This window comes from Comamonas sp. A7-5 (assembly GCF_039581385.1).
GTDB lineage: Bacteria > Pseudomonadota > Gammaproteobacteria > Burkholderiales > Burkholderiaceae_C > Comamonas > Comamonas thiooxydans.
Map to the genome: position 1 here is coordinate 68,717 of NZ_JBCPWO010000018.1, position 20,227 is coordinate 88,943.

General features: G+C 61.3%; 19 protein-coding genes. 6 read left to right on the plus strand and 13 right to left on the minus strand.

Translation table 11 applies throughout. The features are described from left to right. Positions 1-50: 50 nt before the first annotated feature. Positions 51-545 carry a hypothetical protein gene (locus tag AAIL67_RS22000; RefSeq protein ID WP_343484903.1) on the plus strand — a complete coding sequence of 165 codons (495 nt, stop codon included), beginning with the start codon at positions 51-53 and terminating at the stop codon, positions 543-545. A 160-nt stretch (positions 546-705) separates the two neighbouring features. Next, positions 706-2,841, plus strand: a complete 2,136-nt coding sequence (locus tag AAIL67_RS22005) for a TonB-dependent receptor (protein ID WP_343484904.1) — start codon at positions 706-708, stop codon at positions 2,839-2,841. 62 nt (positions 2,842-2,903) lie between these two features. Here AAIL67_RS22005 and AAIL67_RS22010 read toward each other — a convergent pair whose 3' ends face one another. Continuing rightward, positions 2,904-3,983, minus strand: a complete 1,080-nt coding sequence (locus AAIL67_RS22010) for a tyrosine-type recombinase/integrase (RefSeq protein ID WP_343484905.1) — start codon at positions 3,981-3,983, stop codon at positions 2,904-2,906. A gap of 143 nt (positions 3,984-4,126) precedes the next feature. After that, a complete protein-coding gene (gene pdxH / locus AAIL67_RS22015; RefSeq protein WP_034391592.1) occupies positions 4,127-4,774 on the minus strand; it encodes a pyridoxamine 5'-phosphate oxidase in 648 nt (215 codons plus the stop codon). Positions 4,775-4,808: 34 nt separating this feature from the next. Between pdxH and AAIL67_RS22020 the strand changes: the two genes are divergently transcribed. Further along, on the plus strand, positions 4,809-5,423 hold the full coding sequence (locus AAIL67_RS22020; RefSeq protein WP_034384285.1) for an NTP transferase domain-containing protein: 615 nt from the start codon (positions 4,809-4,811) through the stop codon (positions 5,421-5,423). 143 nt (positions 5,424-5,566) lie between these two features. On the opposite strand, the gene AAIL67_RS22025 is transcribed toward AAIL67_RS22020, so the two are convergent. Both AAIL67_RS22025 and AAIL67_RS22030 read right to left on the minus strand, forming a co-directional pair. Further along, on the minus strand, positions 5,567-6,178 hold the full coding sequence (locus tag AAIL67_RS22025; protein WP_343484906.1) for a superoxide dismutase family protein: 612 nt from the start codon (positions 6,176-6,178) through the stop codon (positions 5,567-5,569). 102 nt (positions 6,179-6,280) lie between these two features. Next, positions 6,281-6,910, minus strand: coding sequence for a gamma-glutamylcyclotransferase (locus AAIL67_RS22030; protein ID WP_034384211.1), 630 nt, complete (start codon positions 6,908-6,910; stop codon positions 6,281-6,283). Positions 6,911-7,211: 301 nt separating this feature from the next. Here AAIL67_RS22030 and AAIL67_RS22035 point away from each other — a divergent pair, with 301 nt between their 5' ends. Continuing rightward, on the plus strand, positions 7,212-7,736 hold the full coding sequence (locus AAIL67_RS22035; protein ID WP_034355965.1) for an OmpA family protein: 525 nt from the start codon (positions 7,212-7,214) through the stop codon (positions 7,734-7,736). A gap of 78 nt (positions 7,737-7,814) precedes the next feature. Here AAIL67_RS22035 and AAIL67_RS22040 read toward each other — a convergent pair whose 3' ends face one another. Together AAIL67_RS22040 and gloA are read right to left on the minus strand one after the other, a co-directional pair. After that, complete coding sequence (locus AAIL67_RS22040) at positions 7,815-8,342, minus strand: nuclear transport factor 2 family protein (RefSeq protein ID WP_343484908.1); 528 nt, start codon at positions 8,340-8,342, stop codon at positions 7,815-7,817. A 146-nt stretch (positions 8,343-8,488) separates the two neighbouring features. Next, a complete protein-coding gene (gene gloA / locus AAIL67_RS22045; RefSeq protein ID WP_182287039.1) occupies positions 8,489-8,905 on the minus strand; it encodes a lactoylglutathione lyase in 417 nt (138 codons plus the stop codon). Positions 8,906-9,304: 399 nt separating this feature from the next. Here gloA and AAIL67_RS22050 point away from each other — a divergent pair, with 399 nt between their 5' ends. Together AAIL67_RS22050 and AAIL67_RS22055 are read left to right on the plus strand one after the other, a co-directional pair. Further along, positions 9,305-9,859, plus strand: coding sequence for a sigma factor (locus AAIL67_RS22050; protein ID WP_343484910.1), 555 nt, complete (start codon positions 9,305-9,307; stop codon positions 9,857-9,859). A 598-nt stretch (positions 9,860-10,457) separates the two neighbouring features. Beyond that, positions 10,458-10,823, plus strand: coding sequence for a hypothetical protein (locus tag AAIL67_RS22055; protein ID WP_343484912.1), 366 nt, complete (start codon positions 10,458-10,460; stop codon positions 10,821-10,823). Positions 10,824-11,935: 1,112 nt separating this feature from the next. On the opposite strand, the gene AAIL67_RS22060 is transcribed toward AAIL67_RS22055, so the two are convergent. From AAIL67_RS22060 to AAIL67_RS22090, 7 genes are all read right to left on the minus strand, one after another. Beyond that, positions 11,936-12,640: a TetR/AcrR family transcriptional regulator gene (locus AAIL67_RS22060; RefSeq protein WP_343484913.1), complete on the minus strand. Its 705-nt coding sequence runs from the start codon at positions 12,638-12,640 to the stop codon at positions 11,936-11,938. Positions 12,641-12,776: 136 nt separating this feature from the next. After that, positions 12,777-13,580, minus strand: a complete 804-nt coding sequence (locus AAIL67_RS22065; RefSeq protein ID WP_343484914.1) for an enoyl-CoA hydratase-related protein — start codon at positions 13,578-13,580, stop codon at positions 12,777-12,779. Positions 13,581-13,630: 50 nt separating this feature from the next. After that, positions 13,631-15,274 (minus strand): AMP-binding protein, encoded by a 1,644-nt coding sequence (locus AAIL67_RS22070; RefSeq protein WP_343484915.1) that lies wholly within the window; start codon positions 15,272-15,274, stop codon positions 13,631-13,633. 66 nt (positions 15,275-15,340) lie between these two features. Next, on the minus strand, positions 15,341-16,564 hold the full coding sequence (locus tag AAIL67_RS22075; protein ID WP_343484916.1) for an ABC transporter substrate-binding protein: 1,224 nt from the start codon (positions 16,562-16,564) through the stop codon (positions 15,341-15,343). 34 nt (positions 16,565-16,598) lie between these two features. Then, positions 16,599-18,206 (minus strand): carboxyl transferase domain-containing protein, encoded by a 1,608-nt coding sequence (locus AAIL67_RS22080; protein ID WP_343484917.1) that lies wholly within the window; start codon positions 18,204-18,206, stop codon positions 16,599-16,601. Continuing rightward, complete coding sequence (locus tag AAIL67_RS22085; protein ID WP_343484918.1) at positions 18,203-18,709, minus strand: biotin/lipoyl-containing protein; 507 nt, start codon at positions 18,707-18,709, stop codon at positions 18,203-18,205. The genes AAIL67_RS22080 and AAIL67_RS22085 overlap by 4 nt, the downstream gene beginning before the upstream one ends. After that, positions 18,709-20,193: a biotin carboxylase N-terminal domain-containing protein gene (locus tag AAIL67_RS22090; RefSeq protein ID WP_343484919.1), complete on the minus strand. Its 1,485-nt coding sequence runs from the start codon at positions 20,191-20,193 to the stop codon at positions 18,709-18,711. Before AAIL67_RS22090 ends, AAIL67_RS22085 begins: the two co-directional genes overlap by 1 nt. Positions 20,194-20,227: the final 34 nt, after the last annotated feature.

Here is a 20,227-nt window from a genome sequence, read left to right on the forward strand (position 1 = left end):
CGGCAGCTTTGCTGCAGCCGTGCCGACCGAGACCGCATTTGCCCCTGAACGTGTCACATCATTCCCGCCTGCGCAGAAACAGCCGTCCAGCATCCGCTGGCGGTCGCGCCAGCCTGCGTGAAACCTGGATGATGCGCTGGCTGATGGGCCTGCTGGCCCTGGCCATGGTGATGGGGCCGACTCTGGGCCAGATGCACCGTGCGGTTCACGCGGTCAACACCGACCCGGCCAAGTCCTATTTGGCGCACAGCCATGTGCAGCCAACCTCGTCGGCTGTGGCTGGCGACTGCCAGAGTGACAACAGCGGCTGCGCCCCGGATCAGGGCTGGGTCCATGCGCTGTTTGCGGGTCACGGCCCGGCCGAATGTCAGTTGCTGGATCAGGCCAATCATGGCTATGCCGGGCCTGTGGCCGTGCTCGCTTTCAGTGCGCCGCCACCTGACAGCTTCATCCCTCGGCCTTTTGCTCCCGCACCCAGAGCCGTCTTTATTGCAGCGCCGCTGGCTGCTCGCGCGCCTCCTCTGTCTCTCAGCTCCCTGGTCTAGGCCGGATCCATGCTGCGGCATGCTTTGCCGCCTACACCAGAAACATCAGAATTGATAGCTATAAGCGCTTTATACATAAGCGATTTATGCTGTTTTTATTGAATTTCCGTGCGTACTTTCTTTGATGGTCTGCGTGCGCACGGTTGTTTGTGGAACTGAGATGTCTCAACGTTTTTCGAATTCTTCCGCCCATTCCTTGCGCCGCTCCCCCAAGTCGGCTCTGGCCCGCGCCATCGAGGCGCTGCAACCAGCGGGGCGAGGACTGGCCCTGGGCACAGGCCTGGGCCTGCTGGCCTGCTCACCCCTGGCCTTTGCGCAGTCCGATGCGGCCAAGCAGGAGTCCAGCCTGGCCGAGGTGACGGTGTCGGCGACCGGCATGGCCGCCGGCGATATGGCCACGCCCGTCCAGGTGCTCGGTGAAGAGGAACTGCGCCTGCGTCGTGCCGCGACCCTGGGCGAGACCCTGGCGGCCGAGCCGGGCATCAATGCCAGCCATTTCGGTGCGGGAGCCAGCCGCCCCGTGATTCGAGGCATGGATGGTGCGCGGGTCTCCGTGCTCAGCGATGGCTCGGAGTTGCTCGATGCCTCGACGGTCAGCCCCGACCATGCGGTGACCACTGAGCCGCTGCTGGCCAATCAGATCGAAGTGCTGCGCGGCCCTTCAGCTTTGCTCTACAGCCCCGGCGCCATGGGGGGCGTGGTGAATGTGCTGGACGGCAAGATTCCGACCCGGGTGCCCGAGAGGGGCCTGGAAGGTTCGGCCGAGGTGCAGGCTGGAACGGCGGCAGGCATGTCGGCCGGGGCCTTCTCCCTGACCACGGCCACGCCGCTCAAGAACGATAACGGCCAGCTGGTGCTGCATGCCGAAGGCGTGGCCCGCAACGCGGGAGACTATCGCGTGGGCAGCGGCTGGGGCCAGAGCAAGGTTCCGGGCAGCTTCAGCCGCGGCAACACGGGCAGCGTGGGCCTGTCGTGGGTAGGTAATCAGGGCTATCTGGGTCTGGCCTACACGCGGCAGCAGGCCAAGTACGGCTTGCCAGGCCATCAGCACAGCTTCGAAGGCTGCCACGCACATGGCGATCATCTGCATTGCGGCTCCCATGATGGGCATGACCACGACCATGATCATGAGGAAGGCGGCAGCGTGCCCGTGGTCGATCTGACCAGCGAGCGCTGGGATCTGCGCGGCGAATGGCGCAAGCCCACGGCCGGCATCGCCGCACTGCGTCTGCGCGGCGGCCTGACCAATTACCGCCATGACGAGATCGAGGATGGCAGCGTGGCCACTCAGTTCAGAAACAAGGCCCATGACCTGCGCTTGGAGATGGAGCATGAACCCATCGCCGGCTGGCGTGGCACGCTGGGTCTGCAAACTCTCAAGCGCCGCTTCAGCGCCACGGGCGAAGAGGCCTATGTGCAGCCCACGGATACCCAGCGCCACAGCCTCTATCTGCTGGAGGAATACCGCTGGCAGGATTGGAGCTTTCAGGGAGCCTTGCGCCACGACCGCCAACGCGTGGAGGCCGAGCTGAGCAACGAGCGTCGCAGCCACAGCGCCACTTCGGCGTCGCTGGGCACGGTTTGGAAGTTCCAGCCCGGCTATAGCGCATCGGCCTCGTTCACCAGCGGCAGCCGCATGCCCACGGCCGAAGAGCTGTTTGCCAACGGCCTGCACATGGCCACGGCAACCTACGAGATCGGCAATTCCAATCTGTCGCGCGAGCGCTCGCAGGCGTTGGACCTGGGTCTGGCCAAGACGGCAGGTGATACGACCTGGAAGCTCAATGCCTATCACTACCGCATCAAGGGCTATATCTACGGCGCCACGCTGGATGCCCACGAAGGGCTGCAGCTGCTGCAATACACCCAGGGCAATGCGCGCTTTACGGGCTGGGAGGCTCAGCTGAGCCAGCGCCTGAGTCGTGAGTTGAGCCTGAGTGTGTTTGGCGACGGCGTGCGTGCGCGTCTGGAGGACGGCTCTGCGCTGCCACGCATTCCGGCATTGCGTGCCGGCTTGCGTGTGAACGCGCGTCTGGCCGGCTGGGACACCATGGCCGAATGGACCCAGGTGCTGCGCCAGAACCGCACGGCCCAGTATGAAACCCAGACGCCTGGCTACGGCATGCTGAACCTGGGCGCGAGCTACCTCTGGAAGAGCGGCGGCAACCAGTGGCAGTTCTATGTCAAGGGCCAGAACCTCACCAACCGTCTGGCCTACGCAGCAACCTCGTTCATCAAGAGTGCAGCCCCGTTGACGGGGCGTAATCTGGTGGTCGGTCTGAGAATGGACTTCTGATTCGGCTCAAGCTAAGTTAAGCCGCATCCTGCCCAGGTTTTGGCCTGGGCAGGATGCCATGGCTATAGATAGTGCTGCAGATGGCGCAGGGAACGAGTGCTGTCCACGCCGATCCTGACAATCACTTCCGATTCGGGCACGCCGGCGCGCAGCCATTGCACGATGGCCGTGTTGCGCAAGACCTGCGGCCCCACGCGCTGCAGCGGAAATTTCTGACTGTCCTCGGGCTGGGCCTGATGGGCGCGCTGAATGATCTGCGAGGCCACATGGAACAGCATGCGTACTGACAGTTCGCCGCCACGGCGCGAATAGAAAACGATATGGTTGCCGTCAATCACTGACGGCCCGCGCTGTGCGGCGCTGAATCTTCTCCAGCTTTGCAGGGCCTGGGCCACGGAGTCGGGCAACTCAAGCAGCCGTTGCTGAGCATTTCTACCGCCTTCTATCTGCAGGTAGCGGGGCAGGGGTGACTCTCCGTTCGCAATGCTTTCCGAGCTGCCAATCCAGATCTGACCAGCACTTGAAAGCAGGTTCTTCCATAACAGGCAGCGCACTTCCTCGGGGGCCAGAGCCAGCTCGTAGAGCAGCAACACAATGGCGCGGTCACGTGCGTCCTGATAGCCGTCGGCGCTGGGAAAGTGCCTTGGCAGTGACTGCCAGAGCAGGGGAGGCAGACAATGGCCCTTGCCATCCTCGGAAGGAGGGCGTTCAGCCGGCTCGAGACCGGTTGCTGGGTTGGCGCTGATCCAGCCGTGCTCCATCGCATGATCGTAGATGCGCTCCAGCAGCCGCCAGTAGCGGCGGCGGGTGACCGGACTGATCTTGCGCTCGGGGTGGTGGTGCGCACGTTGGCCATCGCGTATCTGCAAAAAGCTCTGCACATCCAGCTCGGTTGCCTGATGCCAGGGCTTTGAAGAACGTTGCCTACGCGCAGGGCGCTCCTTGCCAGAGATCGGTGCCTGCCCGGACAAATGCATCAACCAGGCCTGCCAGACCTTTTCATAGTTGCCGTCAGGAGAGGTATCCAGCGCATCCCAACTCTTGCTGCCCTCATGCTCGAGCCAGTCGCGAAACAGCTGGCTTCCTGTTGGCAGAGTGGATGGGTCTGGTGACTGCAGATCCGGAATGTCTATATTTTGCATATGATGATATTAATGTAACTTACATGATGTATTTATCACCACCATCATAATTTCATTCACTTAATCACAAGCCAAAGGTCATCAGCGAAGAGGGCGCTTTCTGTCGCTGCGCCCTCCCATTTCAATGAGGGATCCATCAAAACTCAGGGAGCCAGTCGTTCACGAATCCAGTGCTGACCTTCCTGGCGGTAGCTCAGGCGGTCATGCAGCCGGCTCTTGCGTCCTTGCCAGAATTCCCACCGCTCGGGCACCAGACGGAAACCGCCCCAGTGGGGAGGCCGGGGAGGATTGAGCAAAAACTGCGCGCTGTACTTGGCGGCATTGGCCACCAGCACGCCGCGGCCACTGATGACCTGGCTTTGCGGACTAGCCCAGGCCCCAATCTTGGAGTCAAGCGGGCGGCTGGCAAAGTAGGCATCGCTTTCTTCGGCACTGACTTTTTCCACACGGCCTTCGATGCGCACCACGCGCTCCAGCTCTACCCAGTGAAATTGCAGTGCAGCGAATGGATTGCCCGCCAGTTGCTGGCCTTTTCGGCTGTCGTAGTTGGTGTACCAGACAATGCCACGCTCGTCATAACCTTTGATCAGCACGATGCGCGTGCTGGGTCGCAGGTCGCCGCTCACGGTCGCCACAGTCATGGCATTGGGCTCAGGCACTTGGGCTCTCACGGCTTCCTGCAGCCATTGGTCGAACTGCTGCAGGGGATTCTGGTTGGAAGCGGATTCGCTCAGCTCTGCGCGTTCATAGCTTTTGCGCAGATCGGCAATGGATGAAGATAGGCTGCTCATGTCCACATTGTGCCGCGCAGCCAAAGCCGACGTTATGCTCGACAGCAATATGAATCAAGAAGTTTTGTCCGCTCCCGTGATTGATTCGGAGCAGCCTTGTGTGCTGGTTCTCGCTGCGGGCAGGGGAGAGCGTTTTCTCGCATCGGGCGGCTCCAGCCACAAGCTCCAGGCCATGCTGGGCCTGCAAACCGTTCTGCAAACCACGCTGGCTGCAGTGCAGGCCTCGGGCCTTCCCTGGTATCTGGAATACGGGCCGCATCCCGGCATGGGCGACAGCATTGCGGCGGCCGTCAAGGCCACAGCCGGCGCCAATGGCTGGCTGGTCCTGCCTGCAGATTTGCCCTTGATTCAAGCCAGCACGCTGCAACAACTGGCTTTGCAGCTGGCACAGCTGGAGAGTCGCGAGCTGCGTGTGATCCAACCTTTTTATCAGGGCCAGAAGGGCCATCCTGTGGCTTTCAGTCGTGCAGCAGCGCAGGAACTTGCTGAGCTCAGTGGCGATCTGGGCGCAGCCTCCATCGTGCGCAACGCGGCGGAGAATCAGCGTCTGTGGCGCTGGGACTGCGATGACATAGGCTGCGTGCTTGATGTGGACACTGTGCAGGCCTTGGAAGAGGCGCGCAGGATCTGGCAGGCGCGCAATTCTTGATTCTCTAGAAGCCTCTGAGGGAGGGCCTGACGCGGTAGCCTTTGAATTTGCCGAGTTCGTCTATCAGACAAGCCCCGGTTCCGGCTGCCTGGCCTTGTCCTTCAAATGCACGCTCGCTATTCATTTTCCAGGCGATGGCAGGCTTAGGCGCCGCGCTCAATCACGGCACAAGCCAGGCGTGCGCCTGAATTGCCGGTGGGCTGGGTCGTGTAGTCATCCGGATCGTTGTGCACGATCAGCGATCGACCCAGAATGCCGCTGCTGCCTCTGTCCAATTTGAACTCCTTGCTCACAAAATCGATAGTTGCCACGCCCTGGGTGTCGGCGTCAAGGCTGGGCAGGTCACCGATGTGATGGGCCTTGCTGTCGCCGAATTTGCCATGCGCCTGCTGTCCAGGGTTGAAGTGGCCACCGGCGCTCAAGCCGTCGCCGCTGGAGCAGTCACCTTTTTCATGGACATGAAAGCCGTGCTCGCTATTCGGCGCAAGCCCTTCCACACGGCCTTGCACCCGAACGCTGCCGTCGGGCTGCGGAAAGAACTGTACCGTACCCGTTACCTGGCTGCCCTTGGTGGCTTCCAGACGTGCAATCGATTGAACGCCTTTGCTGAGAGTCGCTGCGGGAGTCGTCTCCGAAGAAGAGGGCGCGGCCGTGTTGCTGGTCGTGGAGCAGGCTGTCACGGCCAAGCTTGCTGCAAGCGTCAAACCTGCCCAGGCAGGGCGCGAAAAGAGGGCGGCAACACGGTTGGGGAACATGGCAGTCTTTCCGAAATCAAAAGGCCATTGTGCCCCGGATCGCCAGAATTTCAAGCTTCTTTGCTCTGCAGACCAATACAGTAGAGCGATGTTAGCTACGTTTCAAATAGCAGCAGCAGATGGGCAACTGGCTTGCTGGAAGTCCGCATAGGCCAGCAGGCGCTTGAGCGCCTTGTCGTCGATGCCAAGCCGTTGCAGCTCGTCAAAAGTGGCCTGCGCATAGTCCAGGGTCGTGCCGTATATACCCTGGGCCTGAGAGAAAATGCGCCGGTATTCATCCGGCGCCAGCTCGCCGGTATGGTGCGGGCTTTGGCGTGACAGCGTGAATGCGAGGGCTTTCACGGCTCCATGCGGGGTGCGGCAAGGCAGCCAGCGCGGGTCATAGACGGCATTGGGCATCTCACGCAGCCAAAGCTTGCGCATGACGGTATCGCCTTGGTTGCGCGGAATACGGAAGGCCATGCCCTGGCAACTGCCGCCCGAGAGCATGCCAAACACCAGGCCTGGAACCTGGGGCGTGCCACGGTTGATGGTGCTCCACATTTTGAGGGCACGATGCCAGCCATGTACATGGGCCGAACGGCGTTCGCTGAAGTCGAATTCGGGACGCCAGATCAGGGAACCATAACCAAAGATCCACAAATCCTCGTCACCTCCCCACTGCACCAGAGCCCGCTCCAGCATCTGGTCAGCATCACGCATGGAATGATTCAACAAAGGAAGGGCGGACATGGAAACTCCTCGAACCGGATTCAGAGCTGAATTGACTTTGATATATAACGCGCAGACGCGCCGTCGGTGCACCTGTGCACACACGAAGGCGTAAAAGCAACGCTTTCCCGGTGTGAAACGGCTGAAATTTGAATCTTTTTTGCGATTGCTGTGAGAGCAGCAGTTAGGGCGTTTCACGGCAAACCTCTAGAATGCGTGGTTTTGTCGCTTTGTCAGCCTGAAGCATGTAGCCGGGCTGCAAAGTGTCATGAATACAGGTTTCGTACTTTCATAATCACCCGCAAATACGGAGATTTCATTCATGTCCTTCAACAGCTCTGACGACGATAGCCAACAACGCTTTGCCCTGGGTTTTCTGTTTGCCCTGATCGCTCTGGTTGTCTCCACCGTCGTCGGCACCGTCGTCTACAAGCGCGGCATTTCCCATGCTCCCAAGGCCGAAGCAGCAGTGTCCGCACCCAGCGCGACCAACGTGCCTGTGGTGGTGGTTGAAGAAACTGCCCGCGTGATCGTGGAAAACGGTGTGGTCAAGTTCTACTTTGTCTCGGGCAAGGCGGAAGTGGCCGCTGGCGCCAACGAAGCGCTGAGCGATGTGGTCAAGGGCGTGGCCGAAGGCAAGCGCGCCGTGATCTCCGGTTTCCATGATGCAACCGGCAGTGCTGAAATCAACGCGGAGCTGGCCAAGCAACGTGCGCAAGCCGTCCAGGCCGCCCTGGTGGCACTGGGCGTGGCAGAAGACAAGGTCGAGCTGAAGAAGCCCGAGCAATCTCAGGCCGACGGCTCCAATGCCGAAGCTCGCCGTGTGGAAGTGATTCTGGCCAACTGATAAACCCAGTTCTCTTGCACAAAGCCCGATATGGCATTGGCTGTATCGGGCTTTTTGCTGTTTGCAACAGAGCAAGGATCAGTTGTTTTCAATGAATCCAGCTGCCGGAGGCTTGCCCAGGGCAATGACTCTTTCAATGCCGCCTGCATCGACCTGGCGCATGACAAATGATCCCCGCGCAAAGCGCATGGAACGGATCTGCCAGCACCCGTTGATGCGCTCGTACTCATCACTGTACTGACCTGAGAGATTGACGATGGTGCGTTCCTTGACATTGACCTGGCAGAACTCCAGATCCCACAAGCCTTTTGCACTATCAGCTCCCGTAAAGCTGATCTGAGGGTTGTGGCCGTGGTGCATGTCCTGGATGGACGGGTTGGCAACCGCCAGCCTGGTGAAGGTTTCAACCCATTCTTCGCGATCCGTAAAAGCCGGAAAACCATCGGCCTCGATGACTGCGCCATGCTCCACAAAGCACTCACGCATGGCATTCGGTTGCTTCTGATCGCAGGCTCGCAAGTACCGGGCCTTCAAAGCCTGTATCGCCTGAATATCCTCAAGATGCTGCAAACGCTGCTGAAGTTGCTCCAGAACCGAGTCACTCATTGCCAGTCTCCTGATTGGTGTTGGAGTGCCGAGTCTGGAATGCCAGCCAATGACTGAAAACCCATGTTTGGACGATAGGTAGGCCGTTCAGGCAAAAAAAAGCGGCACCCATGTGCCGCTCGGTCCAGGAATCTGGAGAAAAAGAATCACCGCAGACCGGTGCCGGTGCCCAGATCGTCCTTGCGTTGAATCAATTCGATCTTGTAGCCGTCGGGATCCGTCACAAAAGCAATCACGGTACTGCCGCCTTTGACGGGGCCTGCTTCACGGGTCACATTACCGCCGGCCGCCTTGATCTTCTCGCAGGCTGCATAGGCATCGGGCACACCCAGAGCAATGTGGCCATAAGCTGTGCCCATGTCATAGCTCTCAGTTCCCCAGTTGTAAGTCAGCTCAATTTCCGCTTGACCCGGGTTGCCACCTTCGAAGCCAAGAAACGCCAACGAGTACTTGTACTCGGGGTTCTCAGACGTGCGCAGCAGTTGCATGCCGATGACGTTGGTGTAGAAATCAATAGAGCGCTGGAGATTGCCAACGCGCAGCATCGTGTGGAGGAATCGCATGGTCACCATTTTGCCAGCAGGTTCGGAGCCGCATATGAACAGGCGTTAGTAATACTAATTTTGTTCCTGCTAGACGAAGCGGTTTCATAGGCGTAGGAGTTGTTGCACAAATGCCGTCCTCAGCTAGCGTAGCTGGTGAGACGAGCTGGGGTCGGCGCAAATACCGCACTATGGTTAGTACCAGAGCGTTATGACTTGGCATCCGCCGTGGAAGGCCGGAGACAGGGCCAAACGCGACCGATGCCTTGCTGGTGGCCGGATACCTCCTGTCGCACTCAGGATGGTGTGAATCGAGGTGTGAGGTCGGTCATATGGAACTGACTCTTAACGCTCTATTTGATGTGAATGATTCTCGTTTGATATGTATGATTACGGCAGCAATTCAATCGGTTTCTTGCCATGCCATCCGTCTCCAGCCCTTTGCACGCAGACATAACCGCACTGTATCTAGACCACAACAACTGGCTGCAGAGCTGGCTTCGAAGACGGCTGGGATCCGCAGCAGAGGCTGCTGATCTAGCCCACGCCCCCTCCGTGCGCTTGCTCACAGGCAGAACAGAGCGCTGTTTCACCCATTTCGCCGAGGCCCGCGCCTACCTGAAAACCACTGCGCAAAATCTTTGCATCAATCTGTGGCGCAGGCAGGAGATCGAGCTGGCTTGGCTGGAGATCCTGGCGACGTCTCCTGAAGCCACCTATCCCTCGGCAGAACGCCAGGCGATCGTGCTGCAGGAGCTAGAGGAAATCGGTGCCATGCTCCAGTCCCTGTCACCCAAGGCCGCCAGCGCTTTCACGCTGCCCGTGGTCTGCGACATGACCGATGATGAAGTGGGTGCCGAGTTGGGTGTTTCGGGACGAATGGTCCGCAAATATGTGGCCCAGGCCATGATGGGGCACCTGAGGCTTTCTGCGCGCCAGACGGCACTGGAGCTGAAGCAAGTGTCCATGTCGTGAGTCAAGGGCAACGGTCGATGAATGCAGAGCCTTCTCATTCTGACCTCGATAAGGCTGCAAAGTGGTATGCCTGCCTTCGTGACGGCACGGCCAGCGCCAAAGAGCACGATGCCTGGCAACGTTGGCTCGCGTCCGCAGATTCACACACGGCGGCATAGCAATATGTTGAGGACAACAGCCGCGCTTTTGAGCCGGTCCGGACTTTGCCGAATCCCCGCGTCACAGCTGACCAGCTATCAACAGCGGATCAACGGTTGAGGACACGCAGGCGCATTCTTACCGGCTTGAGCATTCTGAGTAGCGGCGGTGTGGTGGGCGCGCTTAGTTGGCATCAGGCATGGCTGCCACCTCAGATCATGGCTTGGGGGGCTGACCATCGCACAGCAACGGGTCAATTGAGACAACTGACGCTTGCCGATGGGTCACTGTTGTGGCTCAACACTGCAAGCGCAGTAGACATCCGGTCAATGCACAAGAGCGCCGTGTCGTCCTGATAGCGGGTGAAGCGTTTGTCGAGACGGCCAAGGACAGCAGGCCGTTGCTGGTGCAAACTACCCATGGACGGATGCGCGCCTTAGGCACACGCTTTGATGTACTGATGAATGACAGGCAGACGCAGTTGGCGGTCTATCAAGGTGCTGTGGAGGTCAGGACATCCGCCACGGATGCACGCCGCATCGTTCCCACCGGTCAGCAAACCACGTTCGATGCGCATTCCATCGACCCACTCGAGGCCGGTGACACTGCACGAGAGGCCTGGACGCAAGGAGGCTTGGTCGTGGAGAACCTGCCGTTGCGTGAGGTCGTGCAGGAGCTGCGCCGCTATCGCAGGGGGCATCTGGGCGTTGTCGACTCTGTGGCCGATCTTGCCGTTTATGGCAATTTTCCACTTCATGACACAGATCGTGTGTTGCACATGCTGGCTGCCAAGCTGCCCATACGCATCGAACAGCCGTTTGCGTGATGGACCACGATCGATGCACAACGCTGAACTCGTAAAAAATCGCTCGATAGCGCGAAATCCGGTTCCGGGTTTTGTCTTCTCGTTGGTTACTCCTCATAAGAAGACATCTTTCGCCGTTGCGCTGCTACCCAAGGACGATTTGCACGTTGGCACTGTGTGCCTGCCCAGGCAATCAGATGGATGGTGATTTGTGTTCTTCGTGAAGTCGAACATCTCTTTCGGAGCCCTCCATGCCTCTGCGCAAAACCACCCGTACCTCCAGCCAACGTCACCAGAAGTCAGCCCGCCGTCTAGGCATTCCTTTGCTCATTATTGGGGGGCCATCGGCGCAGCCTCTCACTCGCCTTCAGCTCTCGCGCAACAGACAAGCGCCACTCAGGCGATCCGCAGCTACGACATCCCCGCCGGGCCGCTGAGTCAGGCACTCACACGTTATTCGCGCGAAGCGGGTATCTATCTCGCAGGCAACAGCCGCATTGCGCAAGGCAAGCAAAGCCAGGGACTGAAAGGCAGTTACACCGTAGAGGCAGGCTTGGCGGCCTTGCTGGCCAGTAGCGGGCTTGAAGCCTATGTTCAGCCCGATGGCAGCTATGGACTGCGCACCGCAAAAGCTGGCATACAGGAAAGCAAGGACGATCCCGCAACGTTGGCGACTGTGACTGTCACCGAGAATGCGGTGCGCAGTGCAGACACCGAGGGGGCGGGCAGCTATGCGGCAACGGGTCCGCTCACGACTGCCACGCGTTTGCCCATGACGCTGCGCGAAACGCCTCAGACCATCAGCGTGATGACACGCCAGTGCATGGACGACGAGGGAATAGATAGCATCGAAACGGTACTTGATCGCACGCCGGGAATTTCCGTGCAGAACATTGATGCAAGCCGGTTCTCCATTCTTTCGCGCGGCTATGACAATATGACGGCATTGTCACGGCGACCGACATCGTGTCCCAGAACATCCCTCAGTCCCAGGCCGATCTTGCCATTTACGACCGGGTTGAAATGCTGCGTGGTTGAGCCGTCTTTCAGGGGTGAAAGGGCTGGACGGGGCTTGAGCAAGGCCTCGCCTGTGACAGCCCAGGCACCCCGTGGTCAGGGCAGGGCGTGTGCGGCTAGGTGTTCGCGCCCCGCGCGGCCAGCAGGCGTTCGATGCGGTCCAGGCGCTGCTCGACGCTGGAGCTGGGTGCCCCCACCCCATGCAGGTAGGCCGTGGTGTATTCGTCGGCCACACGGTCCACCTCCACCACACGGTCTCCGCTGAGCACCGGCCACATCAGGTGTTCCAGTCCGCCATACAGCATGGCTCTGGCGTGCGGAAAATTGACCGGAGCCTTCAGCTCGCCGTCCATGACGGCCTGTTCCAGTGTCTTGCGCAGGAAGTCGGTGTAGCGCAACTGCAGGTCGTACAGGGCCGATGTCCTGTAGTCGGGCGCGGTCCGGATCTCGTGCAGTACCAGCCGGGCCAGCCCAGGTGTTTCCGTGTAGACGCGGATGTGCCGCCACACGATGAAGCGCACGCGCCCATGCAGGTCGGCGATGCGCGAGAACCCGTGCTCGACGTCGGCAATCAAGGGTTCGTACAGACTTCGCAGCACGCTGTTCAAGAGATCGCGTTTGGTGGGGAAGTAGCGGAACACATTGCCTTCCACGACCCCCACCCGTGCGGCTACTTCGCTGACAGATGCCCGCTCGTAGCCTTTTTCCAGGAACACGGCTTCCGCGGCTGCGACGATCTCCATGGTCCGCAAGGCCCGTTTTTTCTCCCTGGGCGTCAGTTCCGCTTCGGCCTTCATGTTCATACCTTGCCGTTCCCTCATGGCCCTTTGCGGGGCGTTCGCCAGCATGCTTCACAGAAACGCAGCCAATGCGCTCCTGCATGCCAGGCCGGACAGACTACCATGCATTGACTTTGTTTTGGGGTGTTGCGTGGGGCGCTTGGTGCAACGCAGGCCTTTACCGGCCGGTGATGCGGGCCTCGCGCTTTTCCAAAAAGGCCGACATGCTTTCGCGGGCGTCCTCGCTGTCGAACAGCAAGGCAATCGCCGTGGCCTCATGGGCCAGCGCGGTGGGCAGTGGCATTTCAGCGCCCTGGACCACGGTGCGCTTCAATAGCCGCAAGGCGCTGGGAGAGCGGGAGGCGATGCGGGCAGCCAATGCCATGGCCTCGTGCATCAGGTCTTTGCGCGGCACGGCGCGATTGACCAGTCCGATGGACAACGCCTCGTCGGCTGAGACAAAGTCGCCGGTGAACAGCAGCTGTTTGGCGTGGCACATCGGGATCTGCCGGATCAGGCGCTGTGTGCCGCCACCGCCGGGAAAAATGCCCAGCTTGATTTCCGGCAGGCCGATCTGTGCCTCCTCGGCCATCAGGCGCATGTCCAGGGTCAGCATGAACTCGCAGCCACCGCCCAGTGCCCAGCCGTTCACGGCCGCGATCGTGGGTTTGGGGCACTCCTCGAAACGCCGGAACACACGCAGGATGAGGTTGGAGAACGTTTCGTAGTAGTCCAGCACACGCAGCTCCTTCATATAGGCGATGTTGCCGCCGGCCATGAAGGTGCGCTCGTCGGCACCCGTCACCACGATCACGCGCACCTGCGCATCGGACTCCAGCGTCTGCAGGCCTTGCTCCATGGCCAGCAGCATGGGGCCGTCCAGCGTGTTCATGGTGGCAGAGCTGTTGAGTGTCAGCACGCCGACATGTCCTTCCACGCGGGTCAGTACAAGTGGCTGGGTAGGGGCTTGTGCTTGGGGCATTGTGGTGGTTTCCTGAGAAAGCGTGGTGTCCGGGGTATGGGGCGCGATGTTCATGCCTTGCTGCGCTTTTTCTGCACGCGCACGTCGATCATGCCCGGAGTTGTGCGGGGATCTGCACCGGTGGCGAAGATGCGGTGCTTCTGGATCTTTTGCGTGCTGGTGATGGGAATGGCGTCCGGGAACCACAACCAGCCGGGGACCTTGAAGTAGGTCATCTGCTCGTTGCAGTATTCCAGCAGTTCTTGCACCAGGGCATCGTCTGGGCCGAGCGGTTTTGGCCTCTCCCCTTTGAGAACCACGCACGCCAGGACCTCTTCCTCGCGCACTTCGTCGGGCACGGCCAGCACGGCGGCCTGGGCCACGGCGGGGTGGCTTTGCAGCACGGCCTCGACTTCTGCCGCGGCAATGTTCTCACCGGAGCGGCGCACGATGTTCTTGCGCCGCTCCATGAAATAGAACAGCCCGTCGGGGTCACGGACCACCACGTCGCCTGTGCGCAGCCAACCGCCATGCCAGGCCGCCTGCGTGGCATCCGGATCGTTCAGGTAGCCGCTGAAGCAGTCGCGGCGCGGCGTGGCGGCGCTGTGGCGCACTCGCAGCTCACCTGGAACACCATCGGGCACGGGTTGGTCGTTGTCGTCCACGACCTGGATTTCCATGCCGGGTTGCACGCGCCCGAAGGCACGGGTGCCCACCTTGCGCGGTGTGTCGGCATCGATGACCAGGCGCACTGACTCGGTCATGCCCCAGACTTCGATGAGCGGGTAGCCAAAACGGGCTTCGAATTCCGCATGGCGCTGCGGGTCGATGCCCGCACCCAGGCCGAACTTGATCTGGTGTTGCAGTTCCAGCGCATGCGCCGTCTGGTTGAGCAGGATGGGCACCATGACGCCCAGGAAGTGCACCACGGTGGCGCGGCTTTCGCTGACCTCTGTGAACCAGCGCGAGGCCTGGAAGCGGTCGGGCTGGATTTGGCAGTTGCCCTTGAGCATGCAGCAAAACAGCGACAGCACCGAGGCGTTGATGTGGAACAGGGGAAGGGGGTTGTACAGCCGCTCGCAGCCTTCCTCCAAGGCCACCAGGCCCCCCCGTGCCGCGTACCAGGCGCCGGATGCCAGCTCATAGCGGTGCGACAGCATGCAGCCCTTGGGCTTGCCGGTGGTACCCGAGGTGTACAAGATGGAGGCGATGGTGTCGGGTTGCGCACGGAATACCGTGGCGGCCTGTGCGGCGGGAGGAAAGGCCGTGTCAGCATCCTCCAGGCGGAAGACGGCGGGCTGGTGCCGCGTCTCGCCCATGGCCTGTTGCAGCAGCGGGTCCAGCGCATCGAGGACCACCACCAAGTCCATGCGCGTGTGGTCGATGACATACGCCATTTCGCGTGGCCGGTAGTCCGGGTTGATGGGCACGCAGGTGATGCCCAGATGGTTCATGGCCAGCTTGTGCAGAATGTGCTCGGGGCGGTTTTCCAGCAGCAGGCCGATGCGGCGGCCCTGGCCATAACCGGCGGCCTGGTAGCGTGTGGCCAGTTGACGCACCGCAGCCTCTACCTCGCGGTAGGTCCATGCCAGGCCCTGCGGATGGTAGGAACGTGACGGGTTGGCAGGCACGGCTACAAAAGGCTGGTCGGGCCAGGTGCGCGCGGCTTCGAACAGGGCCGTGCCAATGGTCGGAAACGCCTCAATGGAAATCATGTCTTCTCCGTTGCTTCTATTTCCACCCGGGCGGCACGCCATGTGCGCGCCCGGGGCCGGGACGGCTCAGGGCTTGGGTTGGCTTTGTTTGAAGAAAGCACACTTGCTGTCGGCAGGCTTGGTGAAGGCTTCATCGCCGGGGATGGTAGCCACCACCTTGAAGTAGTCCCAGGACTGCTTGGACTCTGCGGGCTTTTTGACCTGGAGCAGGTACATGTCATGGATGCCGCGACCGTCTTCCCGGATGCTGCCCTTGGTGTACATGTCTTCCACCGGCAGTGCCTTCATTTTCTGCATCACCGCGTCGGCGGCATCGCTTTTGGCTGCCGCTACGGCCTTGAGGTAGTGGCTCGCCGCCGAATAGTTGGCGGCCTGCAGGGACGATGGCATGCGTTTGAACTTGCCGTAGAACCGCTTGGACCACTCGCGCGATGCCGGCGTCAGGTCCCAGTACCAGCTGTCCGTGATGTACATGCCCTGGGTGAGGGGCAGGCCCAGGGCGTGGATGTCGTTGATGAACATCAGCATGCCGGCGAGCTTCATGGTCTTGTTGACGCCAAATTCGTTGGCTGACTTGATGGCGTTGACCGTGTCACCCCCGCCATTGGCCAGGCCCAGGATTTGCGCCTTGCTGTTTTGCGCCCGCAGTACGAAGGCACTGAAGTCGCTGGCTCCTTGAGGGTGGCGGGTGCTGCCGACCACAGAGCCACCTGCGGCCTTGACGACTGCGGCCGTGTCCTGTTCCAGCGAGTGGCCAAAGGCGTAGTCGGCGGTCATGAAGAACCAGGACTTGCCACCATCCTTGACGATGGCTGAACCTGTGCCATTGGCCAGCGACACCGTGTCGAAGGCATAGTGCACGGTGTACGGGGAGCAGTCTTCATTGGTCAGTCGCGCCGTGGCTGCACCGATGGAGATGAAGGGCTTCTTCTTTTCCGTGGCCACCTGGGCCATGGCCAGGCTGGCGGCCGAGTTGCTGCCACCGATCAGCAGGTCCAGGCCTTCGGTATCGAACCATGCACGGGCCTTGCTGGCGGCCATGTCGGCCTTGTTCTGGTGGTTGGAGGTCAGCAGCACGACCTTTTTCCCATCGATGGCGCCTCCCATGTCCGCTATGGCCATGTTGATGGCCTCGGCACCCGCCGGGCCGTCCAGGTCGGCATAGGACCCGGACATGTCCGTGATGAACCCGATCTTGATCACGTTGTCGGACATCTGTGCATGCAGGGGGGCCAGCATACCGATGGCGGCGGCCGAAATGGCCATTTTTCTGAAATGTCCTTGGCTCATGCTTGTCTCCTGTCGTTATGTCATTGGCGGGAAATCACATGCGGAACACGCCGTAGCTGGGGTCGGCGATCGGGGCATTCAAAGCTGCAGAAAGGCTCACCCCCAGCGCGTTGCGGGTGTCGATGGGGTCGAGGATGCCGTCGTCCCAGATGCGTGAGGTGGAAAACAGGGCGCTGGACTGGCGCTGGTAGTTGCCCAGGATGGGGTCGCGGATGGCAGCGATTTCCTCGACGGTCAGTGACTGGCCGCTGCGGGCCAGCTGGCGCAGCTTGATGTCCGCCAGCACGTTGGCGGCTTGCTCCGCCCCCATGACCGAGATCTGGCTCTGCGGCCACATGAAAAGGAAGCGGGGGTCGAAGGCGCGGCCGGACATGCCATAGGTGCCAGCGCCGTAGGAGCCGTTGCAGACCACGGTGAATTTGGGTACGGTGGAGCCGGTCACCGCCATGATCATTTTGGCCCCGTCCTTGGTGATGCCGCGGCGTTCGTACTCGCGCCCCACCATGAAGCCGGTGATGTTCTGCAGGAAGATGAGCGGTGTGCGGTTCTGGTTACATAGTTCGATGAAGTGGGCGCCCTTGAGCGCGCTTTCATTGAACAGCACGCCGTTGTTGGCCAGGATGCCGACCTTGTAGCCCCACAGGTGGGCAAAGCCGCACACCAGTGTGGTGCCATAGGCAGGCTGGTACTCGTGGAAGCGGCTGCCATCCACCATGCGCGCGATGATTTCGTGCATGTCGAACTGCACCTTGATGTCGCGCGGAATGATGCCGTAGAGCTCCTTGGAGTCGTAGTAGGGGGCTTCGGGCTCCTGCCACTCGACGCCGGCCTTGGTCGGGCGTTTCCACTGTGCGACCACGTCGCGGGCAATGGCGATGGCTTCGGCTTCGGTACTGGCTGGGTAGTCGGAGGTGCCGGAGACGCGGGTGTGCATGTCGGCGCCTCCCAGCTCATCGGCCGAGACCTCTTCACCTGTCGCCGCCTTCACCAGTGGAGGCCCGCCCAGGAATACCCCGCCGTTGCCCCGCACGATGACGCTGTAGTCCGACAGCGCAGGCACATAGGCTCCACCAGCTGTGCAGTGCCCCAGCACGATGGCCACTTGCGGCACGTTCATCTTGGACAGCGTGCACTGGTTGCGGAAGATGCGGCCCGCCAGGTAGCGGTCGGCAAACAGGTCGGCCTGCAGCGGCAGGAAACCGCCTGCGCTGTCGCACAGGTGGATCATCGGCAGCCGGTTCTCCACTGCGATGTCGGTGGCGCGCACGATTTTTTTCACCGACAAGGGGTACCAGGCACCACCCTTGACACTGGGGTCCGAAGCGTGGATCACCACTTCGCGCCCTGCCACGATGCCGATGCCGGTGACGATGCCCGCACCCGGTACATCGCCTTCGTAATCCTGGTTGGCGGCCAGGGTCGACAGCTCCAGGAAGGGGGTGCCAGGGTCGAGCAGCAGCTGGATGCGGTCGCGCACCGGCATCTTGTTTTGCCGCGTCAGGCGCTGCACATCACGCTCGGGGCGTTCGTGGCGGACCTTGTGCTGCAGTTTGTGCAGTTGTCGGACCAGGTTTTCGTTGTGCTGGAGGTTGGCTTGGAAGTCGGCGGACTGGGTGTTCAGCTTGGATTGGATGCGTTTCATGTCTGGGTCTCCGAGGGCTCAAGCGTGACCAGCAGTGCATCACGCTCGAAAGTCTGTCCTTTTTGCACATGAACCTCGTGGACCACGCCGTCGATTTCCGCGCTGATGGCGGATTCCATCTTCATGCTCTCCATCACCAGCAGGGTGTCGCCGCGCTGCACGGCCTGGCCCGGCTCGACCAGCACCTGGATCACCGAGCCTGGCATGGGCGCCCGGGAGACCGCTCCGGACTGGCCCTGTGTCTGCGATGCCAGGCGGTCCAGCAGGTGCGCGTAGCTCAGGGTATGGGCTTCGCCTTCGAGGTGGACGTGCACGTCATCGCCGCGCACAGCGATGTGTACCGGCAAGGACTGCCCCTGGAAGTGCAGGGTCGGGTGCAAGGCTCCATCGACCAGGTCGACTTGCAGGGCCTGCTCGCCCAGGTGCAGCACATAACTGCGCTGCGCAGGCCTGGACAGCCAGACGTCGTGCAAGCGGTTTTGAAAACGCAAGGCGTGGGTCATCAGTTTCTCCAGCCGCCCATGGCAGCATGCATGGGGGGAACCGCATCTGCGGCATCTTTGATGGGGCGCGTGGCCAGGGCCGCAGCAGCCAGCAGCTTGTGCAGCGTTTGCTCGGGCAGCACAGGCTCGGCGGCGATGTCGGGGTTGGCGTCCAGAAAGCCTGTGTGGACTTCGCCCGCCACAAATGCAGGGTGGTGCAACAGGCGGCGCAGGAAGGCCAGATTGGTCTTGCAGCCCAGCAGCACGTAGTCCTTCAGGGCTTGATCGGCGCGGGCCAGTGCATCGCTTCGGTCAGCGCCGGTGATGATGAGCTTGGCCAGCATCGGGTCAAAGGCGGCCGTCACGTCCTGCCCTTCTCGGATGCCTGTGTCCACACGCACGCCTTCACCGCTGGGCTCACGCAGTGCCAGCACGGGGCCGGTGGTGGGCAGATAGCCTGCTGCGGCATCCTCGGCGTACACCCGGAACTCGATGGCATGGCCTGTGGGTTGCAGATCGGCCTGAGCAAAAGGCAGGACGCTGCCCGAGGCAACGCGCAATTGCTCGGCCACCAGGTCCACCCCCAAGAGCTGCTCGGTCACCGGGTGCTCGACCTGCAGGCGGGTGTTCATCTCCAGGAAGTAGAACTCCCCGCCGGCACCGTAGATGAACTCCACCGTGCCGGCGTTGCTGTAGCCCGCGCTGCGTGCAATGCCGGCGGCGGTTTCGCAGATTTCGCGGCGGCGGCTTTCGCTCAGCGCAGGGGAGGGCGTTTCTTCCACGATTTTCTGGAAGCGGCGCTGTACCGAGCATTCGCGTTCGTAGAGGTGCACCAGGTTGCCGTGGGTGTCGCCCAGCACCTGCACTTCGATGTGGCGGGGGTTTTCGATGTAACGCTCGACGTAGAGGCGGCCATCGCCGAAGTAACGCAGTCCTTCGCTGCGTGCCCGCTCGATCTCGCTGACCAGATGCTCGGGGTCGCGCACCACGCGCATGCCCTTGCCGCCGCCACCGGCCGCGGGCTTGATCAGCAGCGGGAACGCCAGCTTGGACGCGCGCTGGACGAAGCTGGCCGGATCGTCGTCTTCGATGGCCGAGGGGGCCACGGGAAAGCCGTGCTTTTCGACAAAGGCGCGTGCGCGCACCTTGTCACCCATCAGATCGATGGCCTCGGGGCTGGGGCCGACAAAGACCATGCCTTCGGCCACACAGGCCCGGGCGAAGTCGGCGTTTTCGGACAGAAAGCCATATCCGGGGTGGATGGCGACCTTGCCGCAGCGGCGTGCTGCCGCCAGGACCTGCGCCGCATCCAGGTAGGCCGCAACGGGCGTGGATCCGGTGATTTCGATGGCCTGGTCGGCCAGTTGCACCGCGGGGGATTGGGCATCCGCACGGTGATAGACCACGGCCGTTTTCAGTCCCAATGCCTTGGCGCTCCGCAGGATACGCAGCGCGATCTCCCCGCGGTTGGCGACCAGCACGGTGTCAAAGGTCCAGGTTTGCAAGACATACCTCCATGGGTTTCGATGGCTATGTCGC